Origin of the sequence: Herminiimonas fonticola (assembly GCF_040395855.1) — a bacterium.
Taxonomy (GTDB): Bacteria; Pseudomonadota; Gammaproteobacteria; order Burkholderiales; family Burkholderiaceae_D; genus Oxalicibacterium; species Oxalicibacterium fonticola_A.
Map to the genome: position 1 here is coordinate 1 of NZ_JBEBPO010000059.1, position 15,175 is coordinate 15,175.

15 protein-coding genes are annotated in these 15,175 nt (G+C 53.6%); 6 read left to right on the forward strand and 9 right to left on the reverse strand.

From position 1 onward, the window contains the following. Positions 1-4: 4 nt before the first annotated feature. From ABWP27_RS08710 to rpsF, 7 genes are all read right to left on the reverse strand, one after another. Positions 5-1,012 (reverse strand): inorganic phosphate transporter, encoded by a 1,008-nt coding sequence (locus tag ABWP27_RS08710; RefSeq protein ID WP_353155716.1) that lies wholly within the window; start codon positions 1,010-1,012, stop codon positions 5-7. Positions 1,013-1,140: 128 nt separating this feature from the next. Next, on the reverse strand, positions 1,141-1,767 hold the full coding sequence (locus tag ABWP27_RS08715) for a DUF47 domain-containing protein (RefSeq protein ID WP_353155718.1): 627 nt from the start codon (positions 1,765-1,767) through the stop codon (positions 1,141-1,143). A gap of 111 nt (positions 1,768-1,878) precedes the next feature. Further along, positions 1,879-3,264 (reverse strand): replicative DNA helicase, encoded by a 1,386-nt coding sequence (locus ABWP27_RS08720; protein ID WP_353155719.1) that lies wholly within the window; start codon positions 3,262-3,264, stop codon positions 1,879-1,881. 111 nt (positions 3,265-3,375) lie between these two features. After that, complete coding sequence (gene rplI / locus ABWP27_RS08725) at positions 3,376-3,828, reverse strand: 50S ribosomal protein L9 (RefSeq protein WP_353155721.1); 453 nt, start codon at positions 3,826-3,828, stop codon at positions 3,376-3,378. A 25-nt stretch (positions 3,829-3,853) separates the two neighbouring features. Continuing rightward, complete coding sequence (gene rpsR / locus ABWP27_RS08730) at positions 3,854-4,138, reverse strand: 30S ribosomal protein S18 (protein ID WP_011871569.1); 285 nt, start codon at positions 4,136-4,138, stop codon at positions 3,854-3,856. 15 nt (positions 4,139-4,153) lie between these two features. Then, positions 4,154-4,447, reverse strand: coding sequence for a primosomal replication protein N (gene priB, locus ABWP27_RS08735; protein ID WP_353155723.1), 294 nt, complete (start codon positions 4,445-4,447; stop codon positions 4,154-4,156). Between the two features lie 24 nt (positions 4,448-4,471). Next, a complete protein-coding gene (gene rpsF, locus ABWP27_RS08740; protein ID WP_076591751.1) occupies positions 4,472-4,840 on the reverse strand; it encodes a 30S ribosomal protein S6 in 369 nt (122 codons plus the stop codon). A 249-nt stretch (positions 4,841-5,089) separates the two neighbouring features. Between rpsF and lexA the strand changes: the two genes are divergently transcribed. After that, positions 5,090-5,749 carry a transcriptional repressor LexA gene (gene lexA / locus ABWP27_RS08745; protein ID WP_353155726.1) on the forward strand — a complete coding sequence of 220 codons (660 nt, stop codon included), beginning with the start codon at positions 5,090-5,092 and terminating at the stop codon, positions 5,747-5,749. 108 nt (positions 5,750-5,857) lie between these two features. On the opposite strand, the gene ABWP27_RS08750 is transcribed toward lexA, so the two are convergent. Continuing rightward, positions 5,858-6,619 (reverse strand): RNA methyltransferase, encoded by a 762-nt coding sequence (locus ABWP27_RS08750; RefSeq protein WP_353155727.1) that lies wholly within the window; start codon positions 6,617-6,619, stop codon positions 5,858-5,860. A gap of 137 nt (positions 6,620-6,756) precedes the next feature. On the opposite strand from ABWP27_RS08750, the gene ABWP27_RS08755 reads away from it, so the two are divergent. From ABWP27_RS08755 to ABWP27_RS08770, 4 genes are all read left to right on the forward strand, one after another. Beyond that, positions 6,757-7,542, forward strand: a complete 786-nt coding sequence (locus ABWP27_RS08755) for an inositol monophosphatase family protein (RefSeq protein ID WP_353155736.1) — start codon at positions 6,757-6,759, stop codon at positions 7,540-7,542. A gap of 179 nt (positions 7,543-7,721) precedes the next feature. Further along, a complete protein-coding gene (locus tag ABWP27_RS08760) occupies positions 7,722-9,074 on the forward strand; it encodes a DEAD/DEAH box helicase (RefSeq protein WP_353155729.1) in 1,353 nt (450 codons plus the stop codon). Positions 9,075-9,263: 189 nt separating this feature from the next. Next, a complete protein-coding gene (mutS, locus tag ABWP27_RS08765; RefSeq protein WP_353155731.1) occupies positions 9,264-11,930 on the forward strand; it encodes a DNA mismatch repair protein MutS in 2,667 nt (888 codons plus the stop codon). Further along, positions 11,927-12,877, forward strand: coding sequence for a hypothetical protein (locus tag ABWP27_RS08770; RefSeq protein WP_353155732.1), 951 nt, complete (start codon positions 11,927-11,929; stop codon positions 12,875-12,877). The genes mutS and ABWP27_RS08770 overlap by 4 nt, the downstream gene beginning before the upstream one ends. A 109-nt stretch (positions 12,878-12,986) precedes the next feature. On the opposite strand, the gene ABWP27_RS08775 is transcribed toward ABWP27_RS08770, so the two are convergent. After that, the gene (locus ABWP27_RS08775; RefSeq protein ID WP_353155733.1) at positions 12,987-13,532 is read right to left on the reverse strand and encodes an FKBP-type peptidyl-prolyl cis-trans isomerase; all 546 of its coding nucleotides are present in this window, start codon (positions 13,530-13,532) and stop codon (positions 12,987-12,989) included. 104 nt (positions 13,533-13,636) lie between these two features. Here ABWP27_RS08775 and ABWP27_RS08780 point away from each other — a divergent pair, with 104 nt between their 5' ends. Continuing rightward, on the forward strand, positions 13,637-14,758 hold the full coding sequence (locus ABWP27_RS08780; protein ID WP_353155734.1) for a JmjC domain-containing protein: 1,122 nt from the start codon (positions 13,637-13,639) through the stop codon (positions 14,756-14,758). Positions 14,759-15,175 lie beyond the last annotated feature (417 nt).

The following is a 15,175-nucleotide window of genomic DNA, read 5'->3' on the forward strand; positions in this document are numbered from 1 at the left end:
ACGATTACAAAATCATCGTGCCCAACCACCATGCAATCGCCGCCACAAAAGCTGAGGCAGGAATGGTGAATATCCAGGCCCAGACGATATTGCCGGCAACACCCCAACGCACCGCTGACATCTTGCGCGAAGCACCGACACCGACGATGGCACCGGTAATCGTATGCGTGGTCGATACCGGCACGCCCAGTGCAGTCGCCAGGAACAGCGTAATCGCACCACCGGTCTCTGCACAAAAACCGCCTACCGGTTTCAGCTTGGTGATTTTTTGCCCCATCGTCTTGACGATACGCCAACCACCGAACAAGGTGCCCAGGCTGATCGCGCTATAACAGCTGATAATCACCCACCATGGCAATGGATCTTCTGTAGTCGATACACCGGCTGCAATCAGCAGCATCCAGATGATACCCATGGTTTTTTGCGCATCGTTGCCACCGTGGCCCAGGCTGTACATGGCTGCGGAAGCGAGTTGCAAGCGCCGGAACCATCGATCCACATTACGCGGCGTCGACCGCACGAACAACCATGACACCATGATCATCATCAGCGAGCCGAACAGGAATCCGAGCAAGGGCGACAATACAATGAAGGCAATGATCTTGAGCAGGCCGGATGCAATCAGGGCGTCGGTGCCCGATTTGGCTACTGCAGCGCCAACCAGGCCGCCGATCAAGGCGTGCGACGAGGAGGATGGCAAACCAAAATACCAGGTCAAGGCGTTCCAGAGAATGGCGCCTGTCAACGCACCGAACACAACGTAATGATCAATGACGATAGGATCGATCGTGCCTTTTCCTATCATCGATGCGACCTTGAGATGGAATACGCCGATCGCGAGGAAGTTGAAAAAAGCAGCCATCATCACTGCCGTTTGCGGTTTCAATACCCCGGTGGAAACCACCGTCGCGATGGCATTCGCCGCATCGTGAAAGCCGTTCATGAAATCGAATACCAAAGCCAATATGATCAAGAAGGCCAGGACATAAAAGCTCATGTGAAGAGTTTGCATGGATAATTAATTTCTGTTTAATCTGCATGCAGCGCTGACCAAACTGTCAGCTACCGCGAAACTTGCAAGACGTGGCCTCGTGCGTTTTCAATCACAAGGCCAGGTACGACGACGATACGCTGAGAGCCTCAGGCGTTTTCGACAATAATGCCTTCAATGATATTGGCCACGTCTTCGCAACGATCCGTTACCGTTTCCAGCAATTCGTAAATTGCCTTCAGCTTGATCAGGTTGCGCACATCCGGTTCTTCGCGGAACAGTTTGGACATGGCAGCACGCATCACGTGATCGGCATCCGATTCCAGGCGATCGATTTCTTCGCAGATTGCCAGAATCTCGCGCGAGTTATCCATGTTGTGCAACAGGCCAACCGCAGCCTTGACCTTTTCGGTGCAGGCCAGGCACAGTTCGGCCAAACGCTTGGCTTCCGGCGTGATGGTCTTGATGTCGTACAGGGAAATCGTTTGTGCCGCATCTTCGAGCAGATCGAGAATGTCGTCCATGCGCGTAATCAGCTGATGGATATCATCGCGATCGAGAGGTGTAATGAAGGTTTTATGCAGTGCATCCAGCGTCGCATGCGTTACCTTGTCAGCCTGTTTTTCGATGCCTTCAATCGCGTGCACGCGAATTTCCAGATCGTCGAAATTGGTCATCAGTGCGACCATCTCTTTTGCACCCTTGACGCAAAATTCTGCATGCTCGTTGAAGAGATCGAAAAATTTGCCTTCTTTCGGCAGGAGTCGTCCAAACATGATTGCTCTCTTTGAATATTAAAATATTGAAATGCGACGATGTTCGCTCAAGGCCTTGCCGGCCGGGCGAAATGAAATGATTGCAGCTGATGTCATATCGGTCATCTTGAATTAGTCGCCCTGATACAAGGCGGCCGAACCGGTATAGTTTTCAAACTTCGTGTATTGACCAAGGAAGGTCAGGCGCACGCTACCGATAGGACCGTTACGCTGTTTGCCGATGATGATTTCCGCGGTGCCTTTGTCAGGCGAATCCGGATTGTAAACCTCGTCGCGATAGATAAACAGAATCACGTCGGCATCCTGCTCGATCGCGCCGGACTCGCGCAAATCGGACATCACCGGACGCTTGTTCGGACGCTGTTCCAGCGAGCGGTTCAACTGCGACAGTGCAATCACCGGACAATTGAGTTCCTTCGCCAAACCTTTCAGGTTACGCGAAATTTCGGAAATCTCCGTCGCCCGGTTTTCACCGGAAGAGTTGGCGGACATCAGTTGCAGGTAATCGATGATGATCAAACCGAGCTTGCCGCACTGGCGCGACAGGCGCCGCGAGCGGGCGCGCAATTCGATCGAATTCAAGGCCGGCGTTTCATCGATGTACAACTGCGCATCGTTCATCTTTTGAATCGCATGTGTCAGGCGCGGCCAGTCTTCGTCGGCCAGTTTGCCGGTACGCAAGCGATGCTGATCCAGACGACCGACCGAACCCAGCATACGCATCGCCAATTGGGTGCCGCCCATCTCCATCGAGAAGACGGCAACCGGCAAGCCGCTTTCAATCGCGACCGTTTCACCGATATTGATAGAGAATGCGGTTTTACCCATCGAAGGACGGCCGGCGACGATGATCAGGTCACCTGGCTGCAAGCCGGAGGTCATGCGATCCAGATCGGCAAAGCCGGTCGGCACACCGGTAATATCACTGGTGCTGTCGCGGTTATACAGTTCGTCGATGCGTTCGACGACTTGCGTCAGCAGCGGTTGAATTTCCTGGAAACCTTGTGCGCCGCGCGAACCCTCTTCCGCAATCGCAAAGATCTTGGACTCGGCTTCATCCAGCATCTGCTTGACTTCCTTGCCTTGCGGATTGAAAGCCTGGCCGGAAATTTCATCCGAGACGGTGATCAGCTTGCGCAGGACGCCACGATCGCGCACGATTTCGGCGTAGCGGCGGATATTGGCAGCGGACGGTGTATTTTGCGCCAGTGCATTGAGATAGGCGACACCGCCCACTTCTTCTGCCTTGCCGCTATTGGTCAATGCCTCGAATACCGTAATCACGTCAGCGGGGCGGGAGCCATTGATCAGCCTGACGATGTGCTGAAAAATGATGCGGTGATCGTAACGGTAAAAATCGTCCTGATTGACGAAATCCGCAATACGGTCCCACGCAGCGTTGTCCAGCAACAAGCCGCCGAGTACGGATTGCTCGGCTTCTATCGAATGCGGGGGAACGCGGAGGGAATCTACTTGCGGATCGGCACGGTTGTTCATGGCGCGAATTATACCTGTTACAGGTGTGCGCTTTGAGAAAATGGGCAATAAAAAAGCCGGGAAAACCCGGCTTTTTCTAGGCAGCGAGTGCCAGACATGCTTGAAATAAACTTAAGCGTGTTCGCCAACGATGGTGATCGTGACGTCAACGACAACGTCAGTGTGCAATGCAACAGCAACGGTGTGGTCGCCGGTTACTTTCAACGGGCCGGTTGGCAAGCGAACTTGTGCTTTTTCGACAGCAAAACCTTGCTTGGTCAACGCTTCAGCGATATCGGAGTTGGTAACGGAACCGAACAAACGGCCATCCACACCCGATTTTTGCGAAATTTGAACGGTTTGACCGGTCAATTTTTCGCCTTGTGCTTGCGAAGCTGCCAATTTTTCGGCTGCGATTTTTTCCAGCTCTGCACGTTTGACTTCAAATTCAGCAACGGCAGCGGTCGTCGCACGACGAGCTTTGCGTTGTGGAATCAGGAAGTTGCGTGCGTAGCCGTCTTTTACTTTAACGACTTCACCGAGATTGCCGAGATTAACGACTTTTTCTAACAGAATGACTTGCATGTTTTTCTCCTATTTCAGTCGTTAATTACGCGTTGTGCAGATCGGTGTACGGCAACAGCGCGAGGAAACGTGCGCGCTTGATTGCTGTATCGACTTGACGTTGATAGATTGCTTTGGTGCCGGTCAGGCGTGCCGGCATGATTTTGCCGTTTTCCTGAACGAAGTCTTTCAATGTGTCTACGTCTTTGTAGTCAACTTGTTCTACGTGTGCAGCTGTGAAGCGGCAGAATTTTTTACGCTTGAACAAAGGGTTTTGTTGTTTGCGTTTTTCTTTCAGTTTGCTTTTGTCGAATTTTTTACCGAATGCCATTTTGGGCTCCTGTATCTAAATGTGGGTCTCGAAATCTGTGAGATGGAAAACAAGGCTTTTGCTGTTACGGCTCTTACGTGCCAGGAAACCGGTGAACTGAAATGTCCCGCCTAATTCGGCTTGATTGAATCTGCCTGAAATTTCTCCCGCGGCAATCGCGGCAACTTCAAACTCGACCAATCGTGGAACACCTGCTTCCGTCTGTTGCGAACTGTGCAGCAAAACTGCTGACACAATCGGGACACCTGCCGGTGTGTAGCGCAAAATTTCACGCTCGGCGATGGTGGCTACAAACTGAAGTTGATTCACTCTCCTGATACGTCGTTGCAATAATTAGGCAGCAGGTGCCTCGGCGCGATGGCTCTTGGCAGCATCTTCCTTCTGCACAGCCTTCATCATTGGCGATGGCGCTGTTTCAGCCTTCTTCATTTTCACGGTCAGATGACGCAGAACGGCATCGTTGAATTTGAAGCCGGTTTCGATTTCAGCCAGTGTTTCGCCGTCACATTCGATGTTCAGGCAGACGTAGTGGGCTTTAGCCAGTTTCTGGATCAGGTACGCCATTTGACGGCGGCCCCAGTCTTCCACGCGATGAACAACACCACCGCGTGCGGTGACGATGCCTTTGTAGCGTTCGATCATTGCAGGCACTTGCTCGCTTTGATCCGGATGGACGATAAATACGATTTCATAATGACGCATGTAAGCTCCTTTTGGACGGATTGAAGATTGCCCACCCCGGCGTCAAGACGAGTGTGGGAAGAGGAAAACCGGTAATCATACGCGTAGAAGGTAGAAAACTCAACGCTTTCAGGCATTTATCGCAATTTTCCGCGCTGACTTTGTAGATAAATCGGTAAATGGCTTGCGTTTAAGCATGCACTGTATAAAAATACAGACTGTTCATACGAACAGTCCGCAGCAAGGCATCACTAACGCAAGGCGCATGCAATGATCAAACTGACAGCTCGCCAGGAACAAATCCTGAACCTGATACGCGACGCCATAGAAAATACCGGCTTCCCGCCAACACGCGCGGAAATCGCCACCGAACTCGGTTTCCGTTCTGCCAATGCGGCGGAAGAGCATTTGCAGGCCCTGGCACGCAAGGGCGCAATCGAAATCTCGCCCGGTACTTCGCGCGGCATTCGTCTGCGCGACATGGGCGGCGCAGGATCGAGCCGTAGCGGCGCGCAATTATCGTTGCCGCATCCCGCACTGATGCAATTGAATCTACCCCTGGTCGGACGCGTGGCTGCCGGTTCGCCGATTCTGGCCCAGGAACATATTGAAACGACATATAACGTCGATAAATCGCTGTTTTCCGCCATTCCCGATTTTTTGCTGAAAGTACGCGGCATGTCGATGCGCGATGCGGGAATTCTGGATGGCGATTTGCTGGCGGTGAAAAAAATCGACAGCGCCAGGAACGGCCAGATCGTGGTTGCCCGTCTGGGCGATGACGTCACGGTCAAGCGTTACAAGAAGACCGGCTCTTTGATTGAACTGTTACCGGAAAATCCTGACTTCCAACCTATCCGCGTCGATCTTGAGCACGATGATTTTGCGCTGGAAGGTCTGGCCGTTGGCCTGATGCGTAGCTGGCACTAAACCCTTCAGTGCTGATCGCGGCTCTGCTGCTTATTTCTAATGAACTAAAACAGCACCGCGAGTTACGTATTCACCTGCACTTGGCATCTATCAAGATGAAGTAGGTGCTTATTTTTTACACTTCGCCAAAATCTGCTTTGCAATTCCACGCAAAATATTGACCTCTTCCGTTTCAAGCTGCGTACGGGAGAACAGGCGCTTCAGGCGTGGCATCAGCTTCTTCGGATTGTCAGCATCGAGAAAATCTATCGCCACCAGCGCCTGCTCAAGATGCGCGTACATGCCCTCGATTTGCGCCATGCCGGCAGCCTCTCCCTGAAAACCGATATTACTGACTGCCGACGGCGTATCGACTATGGCAGCCATGCGCGCCTCATACGCCAGCACTTGCACCGCCTGCGCGAGATTCAGCGATGAATAATCCGGATTGGCCGGAATATTGATCAGTACGTTGCACTTTTCCACAATCTCGTTCGGCAAGCCGAAACGTTCATTGCCGAATATCACCGCTGCCTGCAGATTCGACTCTTCAGCCAGATGCGTTGCCAATTCTCGCGGCGAAATGACAGGTGGTGAAAACTCGCGCAAGCGCGCAGTCACCGCTGCGGCATAGTTGCAATCTGCCAGCGCCTCTTCAATCGAGCCGACTATTCGTGCCGATGTCAAAACATCATTCGCACCACTGGCAAAAGCAATCGCCTCCTCCTGCATTGCCGCATCGGCAAAGCGCGGATTGACCAGCACCAGCTCGGAAAAACCCATGTTTTTGATGGCGCGCGCTGCAGCGCCAATATTGCCGGGACGGCTGGTTTCGACCAGCACAAAGCGCAGGCGATTGAAAAGAGGCATGTCGGTTTGCGGCAGGTTCATTTAAAATAGCGACATTGCGCGGCAGGATCATGTCGAAATGACAGCTCCATGCCGCATCGCTCATTAATTTCAATTTAGGTGGATTGCCATCGTTCGCACGACAGCGCCGCCATTTTAACGGAATCTCTATGCATCCCATGCTTAATACGGCGATCAAGGCTGCTCGCCGTGGCGCTGCCATCATCAACCGCGCGTCTTTCGATCTTGATCGCGTCAAGGTTACGGAAAAAAATCCGAATGACTTTGTCACCGAAGTCGATCAGGCCGCCGAGCAGGCGATCATCGAGGTTCTGAAAACCGCCTATCCGGATCACGCGATCCTGGCCGAAGAGTCGGGCGCATCCGCCAATCTGCACGACGACAACGAAAACGTCTGGATCATCGATCCTCTCGACGGCACCACCAACTTCATTCACGGCTTTCCGCAATACTGCGTTTCGATCGCCTTGCAGCAACGCGGCCAGATTACGCAAGCCGTCGTCTACGACCCAACCCGCAACGATTTGTTTACCGCCACCAAAGGCTCGGGCGCGTATCTGAATGAAAAGCGTATCCGCGTCACCAAGCGCGACAAGATCGCCGATGCATTGATCGGCACCGGTTTCCCTTACCGCGCCACCGACAACATTGATGAATACCTGAAAATGTTCAAGATCATGACGCAAAGCTGCGCCGGCCTGCGCCGTCCTGGTTCTGCTGCACTCGACCTGGCTTATGTTGCCTGCGGCCGTCTCGACGGCTTCTTTGAAAAAGGTTTGCAACCGTGGGATATGGCAGCCGGCTCGCTGCTGATTACCGAATCCGGCGGCATCATGGGTACCTTTGAAGGTGAGTCCGACTATCTGTACAAGGGCGATGTACTGGCCGGCACGCCGAAAGTATTTGCACAAATGGTGTCGCTGCTGAGCCCATTCTCAAAATAAGCAAACCATCTCCGCTAGCCGGCAACTATTCCCCGGCTAGCAGCCTGCTGCTGTTATACTCGCCCTACCCGGCATATCTCCAGTCACCTTGCCGCTGTCTCTTGACGTCACCCCCAATCCGTTTGCCTGCGACTGGCGCCCTCTGCGGCGACAGGCCGATAATTTTCTATTGAGTTTTCATGTCCTTTACTGACCTCGGCCTCGCCGATGGAATTGTGCGCGCCGTTACCGAACACGGTTACACCATCCCTACCCCGATTCAAGCGCAGGCGATTCCTGCCGTGCTCGCTGGCGGCGACTTGCTGGCCGGCGCACAAACCGGCACCGGCAAAACTGCCGGTTTTACCTTGCCTATCTTGCATCGCCTTGCCACCAGTGGCGTACCGCATGCTTCAACAAGCGGCGCACGCCCAATCCGCGCATTGGTCTTGACCCCAACGCGTGAACTCGCCGCACAGGTTGAAGAAAGCGTGCGCACCTACGGCAAATATCTGAACCTGAACTCCGCTGTCATTTTCGGCGGCGTCGGTATCAATCCACAAATCAAGATGCTCAAGCATGGCGTCGATATCCTGGTCGCTACGCCCGGCCGTTTGCTGGATCACATGCAACAAGGCACCGTCAATCTAAGCAAGATTGAAATTCTGGTTCTCGACGAAGCAGATCGCATGCTGGACATGGGCTTCATCAAGGACATTCGCCGCGTACTCGCGGTCTTGCCGAAGAATCGCCAGAACCTGCTGTTCTCGGCAACTTTCTCCAACGAGATCAAGACACTCGCAGAAGGCCTGTTGAATGCGCCGGCAGTCATTGAAGTCGCGCGCCGCAATTCGACCGTCGAAGTCATCGAACAAAAAATCCATCCCGTCGATCGCGACAAAAAACATCCTATGCTCGCGCATCTGATCAAGACCAATAACTGGTCGCAAGTGCTGGTCTTCACCCGCACCAAGCACGGCGCCAACAAGCTGGTTGAGCAACTGGAAAAAGACGGCATCAGCGGCATGGCGATCCACGGCAACAAGAGCCAGTCGGCACGCACACGTGCATTGAGTGAATTCAAGGATGGCAGCCTGCAGGTCCTGGTCGCAACCGACATCGCCGCCCGCGGCATCGACATCGATCAATTGCCACACGTCGTCAACTATGATTTGCCAAATGTGCCGGAAGATTATGTGCATCGCATCGGCCGTACCGGTCGCGCAGGTGCAACCGGCGAAGCGGTATCACTGGTATGCGTCGATGAACTGGATATGCTGAAAGACATCGAAAAACTGATCAAACGCAAATTGCTGTCGGAAGTGATTCCCGGCTTTGAACCGGATCTGAATGCCAAACCGCAACCTATCCAGCGTCGCAGCAATGACGCAGCGGGCCGCAGGCCGCAACAAGGACGAGGCAATGCACCTGCCAAATCCGCCAAGGCGCCGGGTGCCAAACCTAGCGGTCCGAATGGTCAGGCACGCAGCTTCGGCGGCAACGCCAATGCACGTCCGGCCACACCGCATCGCTCAGGCGGCCGAGGCCGATAAACTGCATGCAGTGGCTGCGTCACCATGACGCAGCCACTGCGATATTGTCGCGCAAGGTTTTACATCGCAGCACCCAACAAAATCGATCTCGTCGAATACAATGGCATCTTTGTTTTTGCCTGGCATATTTCAAGCTGTACCAGTTGAAATACCAAGGCAAAATCGCTGAAAGAAACTTTGGAATCCACTATGTCGTCGGTAAGTACAAAAGCCAGCCCTGCCTCAGCGAACGAAAAGCACACACCCATGATGCAGCAGTATCTGCGCATCAAGGCTGAGCACCCGGAGACGCTACTGTTTTACCGGATGGGCGATTTCTACGAAGTGTTTTTCGAGGATGCGGAAAAAGCGTCACGCCTGCTCGGCATCACACTGACGCAGCGCGGTGCCTCTAACGGCAATCCGATCAAGATGGCCGGCGTGCCTTTTCACGCCGTCGATCAATACCTTTCCAAACTGGTCAAGCTGGGTGAATCGATTGCGATTTGCGAACAGATAGGCGATCCCGCCACCAGCAAGGGGCCGGTGGAACGCAAGGTATTGCGCGTGATTACACCGGGCACACTAAGCGATTCGGATTTGCTCCCGGAAAAATCCGAACAACCGCTGCTCGCGCTGTACAGCACGACACAGCGCAAGACGGTAACGATAGGCCTGGCATGGCTATCGATGGCCAGCGGTGCGTTGAAGCTGATGGAATTTGCCACCGACACCCAGAATGCCGCTACGCGCCTCAAGCATGAACTGGAACGCATAGCGCCGGCCGAGGTGCTATTGCCGGGCAGCATAGACGGCCCGGATTCCGATTACCCACTGGCAAAAAACACCACCGTACCGGACTGGCATTTCGATATTGCACACGGCAGCACGGCCTTGCATGAACAACTCAAGGTCTCTACCCTCACCGGCTTCGGTGCCGAGCATCTGAGTGCGGCCATCGGCGCTGCCGGCGCCTTGCTGCGTTATGCGCAGGCAACGCAAGGCAAAGGCCTGCAGCATGTCCGCACACTCACAGTGGAAACCGAAAACGAATTCATCGGTCTCGATGCCGCTACCCGCCGCAATCTGGAGTTGACCGAAACCATACGTGGCCAGGATAACAATTCCGCTACGCTGTTTTCGCTGCTGGATCACTGCCGCACGGCGATGGGTTCGCGCCTGCTGCGGCACTGGCTGCATCATGCGCGGCGCGATCAGGCAGTAGCCCGTGCGCGCCATGCGGCGATCAACGCCCTGATGCGCACCGATGCCTGCACCGGCCTTTCCTCCACGCTGGCGTCGGTACCGGATGTGGAACGCATTGCCACACGTATCGCGCTGCAATCGGCACGTCCACGCGATCTGGCCGGCATGCGCGGCGGCTTGCAGCAACTGCCTTCGCTGCGCGCCTATGTTTCGATGTGCAACCAGGATGCCGATGCGCCACTGCTGAAAACCATACACGATGCGCTCGCCACGCCAAGTGAATGCCTGGATCTGGTGGAGCGCGCGATTGCGCTGGAACCGGCAGCCATGGTGCGCGACGGCGGCGTGATTGCGCGCGGCTTCGATGCAGAACTGGATGAGTTGCGCGGACTGTCGGAAAACGCCGGGCAATTCCTGGTCGATCTGGAAACGCGCGAACGCGCACGCACCGGCATCAACAATCTGCGCGTCGAATACAACAAGGTGCATGGCTTTTACATCGAAGTCACACACGGCCAGACCGACAAGGTGCCGGATGACTATCGCCGTCGCCAGACACTGAAAAATGCCGAACGCTACATCACGCCGGAATTGAAAGCCTTTGAAGACAAGGCCCTGTCGGCGCAGGAGCGCGCACTGGCGCGGGAAAAATATCTGTACGATCAGGTGCTGCAACAGATGGCGCAGCATATCGGCACACTGCAAAATATTGCACATGCGCTGGCACAACTCGATACGCTGGTCGCACTCGCCGAACACGCATTGCGACACAACTGGTGCGCACCGCAATTGATTGCCGAACCGACGATTGCAATAGAACAGGGCCGTCATCCGGTTGTCGAGAATCATATCGAACGCTTTATCGCCAACGATTGCGTGCTCAACAATGAATCCCGCCTGCTATTGATCACCGGCCCCAATATGGGTGGTAAATCGACCTATATGCGACAGGTTGCACTCATTACCCTGCTGGCTTATGTCGGCAGTTTTGTGCCGGCCGCCAGCGCCACCATAGGCCCGATCGATCGCATCTTCACACGCATAGGTGCAGCCGACGATCTGGCCGGTGGCCGCTCGACCTTCATGGTCGAGATGACGGAATCGGCGGCCATCCTCAACGGCGCAACGGAAAACTCACTGGTGTTAATGGATGAAGTCGGGCGCGGCACTTCCACCTTTGACGGCCTGGCACTGGCCTGGGCCATCGCCAGGCATTTGATCGATACCACCAGAAGCTTTACCCTGTTCGCCACCCATTATTTTGAACTGACGCAGTTGCCTGAGGTCCATCCTTCTGCCGCCAACGTGCATTTGTCAGCAGTGGAACACAAGGACAGCATCGTGTTTCTGCACGCCGTACAAGCCGGACCTGCATCGCAAAGTTATGGCCTGCAGGTTGCGCAACTGGCTGGCGTACCGCAAGCAGTGATCCGGGCGGCACGCAAACATCTGGCGACGCTGGAAGCGAATTCGATGCAGGCCACGCCGCAATTCGACCTATTTGCCGATCCCGATCACACGGCGACAATCGAGCTGGACGACGCGATAGCGCAGCCATCCGCACTGGACGAAGCACTGGCAGACATCAACCCGGATATGCTATCGCCGCGCGACGCGCTGGATGCACTTTACCGACTCAAGGAGCTGAGCAATCAGCACAGGGAAAAATGAGAGGATTCGTTTTCCGTTGCGTCACATGCATGGTGTTGCTGCAAGCAACATTAGCGTATGGCACGCCGGCAAGTCCATTCAGTTTCGGTGTCATTGCAAAACAACTGAAGGCGACGACCGGCGAAGCCACGGTACGCAATGCGATTGCCGAAAGCGATGCCGACAATCTGGCATTCGTCGTCGCCAGCGGCGTCAAGGCAGTTGATGAACCATGTACCGATACCGTATACAAAAATCGCCGCGCCTTGCTGGATAGCGCAAAGAACGGCTTGATCGTATCCGTCACCGCCAGCGACTGGGCGCAATGCGTCAATGTAAAAAATCGTTCCATTGCAAGCGAACGCATGAACCGCTTGCGCGACCTGTTTTTCACCGATGAATTTTCACTGGGCGACAGTAAAATTCCGCTGATTCGTCAATCGACGATGCCACAATTTCGCATGTATGGCGAGAATATGCGCTGGCGCATCAATGACGTGATGTTTGCGACCATTAATCTTCCATCCAACAACAATAATTATTTGAATGCGGCTGGCCGCAACAGTGAATTTGAAGATCGGCAGATTGCCAACACGGATTGGCTGAAACGGCTTTTCCTGACAGCGAAAATCGGCAAACTGGATGGCATCGTACTGTTCTGCGATGGCAATCCTTTTGTACCGGCAGAACACTCATCGTTTTTCTCGTCCGGTAACAAACGTGAGGGATATGCCAATATCCGGCGTCAAATCATGACGTTTGCCGCAAAATTTCAAGGCCGGATTCTGATTGTTCACAGCGATCAGGATGCGCACCAGATCTCGGCTCCCAGAAACATCGACTGGCACGGCAATATAGGCACCTTCCGCGCCGACACACCATGGCGCAAAATCTCGGTCGACGCTGCATTGCCGCAATTATTCAGCGCGACGAATCCTGCGTTGTCGGCACAGACTGCTCATCGATAGGAATAACAAGAAATTCGCATCTTCTTGCTGATAGCAGAAAATAAAAAAGGATGCGTTGAACGCATCCTTTTTTATTTGTAGTCGCTATGCCTGCACAGCAAACAAGTTATCAGTGTATCGGATGCGTACGGAAGTGATCGCCCTCTTCACCTTCATCATCGTCAGCTCCATGATGATGGCCATGCGCACCGTGCACGTGTTCATGTGCGATTTCTTCTTCAGTCGCTGCACGTACATCGGTTACTTTCAATGTAAAGCGCAACGCCATGCCGGCCAGCGGGTGATTGCCATCCAGCACCACTTTATCGTCGGCGATATCGGTGACGGTGAAAATCAGCGGCTGCTCATCTTCATCTTCTGTTTCCGGCGAGCCTTCAAACTGCATGCCTACTTCCAAGGGTGTCGGCAGACGGCCGCGTGGCTCGACCTTGACCAGATCAGGATCGTAATCGCCGAAGGCATCATGCGGCTCGACCTGGATGGTGTCTTCAAAACCGACTTCCTTGCCGTCCAGCGCTTCTTCAATCTTTGGCAGCGTGTTTTCATAGCCGCCATGCAGGTAGACCATAGGGTCACGGCTGTCTTCAATCAAATCGCCTTGCGCGTCCGACAATTTGTAATCCACGGTCACGACCGTATTTTTGGCAATCTTCATGATGATCCTTTCATTTTATGTAGCCGCCATTATACCCGCCGGAATATTCCATGAACACGCTGCATCTACTCTGTACGGGCTAGTGGGCAATATATAATGACGCCATGAAAAAACTGACTCTTTTAGGCGGCATCACCGCCGCAGAATTTTTGCGCGATTACTGGCACAAGAAACCTTTGCTGATCCGCCAGGCCATTCCCGCCTTTCAAGCCTTGCTGTCACGCGAAGAACTGTTTGATCTGGTCAAGAGCGATGAGGTGGAATCGCGCCTGATTACACAGCATAAAAATCAATGGAAGATGGACAGCGGCCCTTTTGAGCAGGTTCCGCCACTCAAACAGAAAAACTGGACCTTGCTGGTGCAAGGCGTCAATCTGCACGACGATGCGGTAGATGCATTGATGCGACAGTTTGATTTTGTACCGGATGCACGTCTCGACGATCTGATGATCAGCTATGCGACCGAAACCGGCGGCGTCGGCGCACACTTCGATTCCTACGACGTCTTTCTGCTGCAGGCGCACGGTCACAGACGTTGGCGCATCAGCGCACAAACCGACCTGACATTGATCGATGGAATGCCGTTGAAGATACTGAAGAATTTTCAAGCCGAGCAGGAATTCATCCTCGCGCCCGGCGACATGCTGTACCTGCCGCCGCAATACGCGCACGAAGGCGTCGCCATGGATGAATGCATGACCTATTCGATAGGCTTCCGTGCGCCGTCCTATCAGGAGTTGGGCGAAGCATTCCTGGAATCGATGATCGATTCGATCGATTTGCCTGGACGTTATGCCGATCCCGATTTGAAAGTGTCCAGACAGCGAGCGGAAATCAGCCGTGCAATGCTGACACGCGTGACTTCTGAATTGAACAAAATGCGTTTCACGCCAGAAGATATCGCACTCTTTCTGGGTGAGCACTTATCCGAACCCAAGCCGCACATCTATTTCGATGCGCCTGAACCGAAATTGACAGCGGCTCGCTTTGCACAAAAAGCCAAGAAGAATGGCGTCAGACTTTCACGCAAAACGCAAATGCTGCATTGCGACAATTACATCTTCATCAACGGTACTTCATTCGAGGTGGGCGCAGAAGATTTAGCCATCCTGCAGATTTTGGCCAATGAACGTGCCTTGTCCGCTGCGCTGCTTGCAACAGCATCACCGGATGTGATCGAGGCCTTGCACACCTGGCATCAGGATGGCTGGCTCACTTTACAATAACGGCAAAAGAGCGAAATTGACGGAAGTATTCAGTGCCACATCATGCGTGCATGCGTTTTAGGTATTTCCATAAAACATCATTCAAACCTTATACTTACCAAAATGTAAAACTGTTGTGCCACAAGCAAAAAGAAGCGCTATAATTATCGGTTAGGAAGGTTTCGTTTCATCGCACCGCAGCATTATGGTTCGAAATACGTACGAAGCACCCTATAGAGCGATAATTACCGGTAATTATTCATCGCAAATTAATATCAACCCTGACTATTATTGAAAGATAATCATGACAAAATCCTTGCTGATCGCATCCCTGTTGGCTATCGCTTTGACCGCTTGCAGCAAAAAAGAAGAAGCTCCAGCAGCACCAGCAGCTGAAGTTGCAGCTCCAGCAGCACCAGCAGCTGAAGCTCCAGCAGC

Bases quoted from the DNA above. Each gene is read 5' to 3' on its own strand.
- ABWP27_RS08710 (WP_353155716.1), bottom strand. From the start codon at position 1,012: ATGCAAACTCTTCACATGAGCTTTTATGTCCTGGCCTTCTTGATCATA.
- ABWP27_RS08715 (WP_353155718.1), bottom strand. From the start codon at position 1,767: ATGTTTGGACGACTCCTGCCGAAAGAAGGCAAATTTTTCGATCTCTTC.
- ABWP27_RS08720 (WP_353155719.1), bottom strand. From the start codon at position 3,264: ATGAACAACCGTGCCGATCCGCAAGTAGATTCCCTCCGCGTTCCCCCG.
- rplI (WP_353155721.1), bottom strand. From the start codon at position 3,828: ATGCAAGTCATTCTGTTAGAAAAAGTCGTTAATCTCGGCAATCTCGGT.
- rpsR (WP_011871569.1), bottom strand. From the start codon at position 4,138: ATGGCATTCGGTAAAAAATTCGACAAAAGCAAACTGAAAGAAAAACGC.
- rpsF (WP_076591751.1), bottom strand. From the start codon at position 4,840: ATGCGTCATTATGAAATCGTATTTATCGTCCATCCGGATCAAAGCGAG.
- lexA (WP_353155726.1), top strand. From the start codon at position 5,090: ATGATCAAACTGACAGCTCGCCAGGAACAAATCCTGAACCTGATACGC.
- ABWP27_RS08750 (WP_353155727.1), bottom strand. From the start codon at position 6,619: ATGAACCTGCCGCAAACCGACATGCCTCTTTTCAATCGCCTGCGCTTT.
- ABWP27_RS08755 (WP_353155736.1), top strand. From the start codon at position 6,757: ATGCTTAATACGGCGATCAAGGCTGCTCGCCGTGGCGCTGCCATCATC.
- ABWP27_RS08760 (WP_353155729.1), top strand. From the start codon at position 7,722: ATGTCCTTTACTGACCTCGGCCTCGCCGATGGAATTGTGCGCGCCGTT.
- mutS (WP_353155731.1), top strand. From the start codon at position 9,264: ATGTCGTCGGTAAGTACAAAAGCCAGCCCTGCCTCAGCGAACGAAAAG.
- ABWP27_RS08770 (WP_353155732.1), top strand. From the start codon at position 11,927: ATGAGAGGATTCGTTTTCCGTTGCGTCACATGCATGGTGTTGCTGCAA.
- ABWP27_RS08775 (WP_353155733.1), bottom strand. From the start codon at position 13,532: ATGAAGATTGCCAAAAATACGGTCGTGACCGTGGATTACAAATTGTCG.
- ABWP27_RS08780 (WP_353155734.1), top strand. From the start codon at position 13,637: ATGAAAAAACTGACTCTTTTAGGCGGCATCACCGCCGCAGAATTTTTG.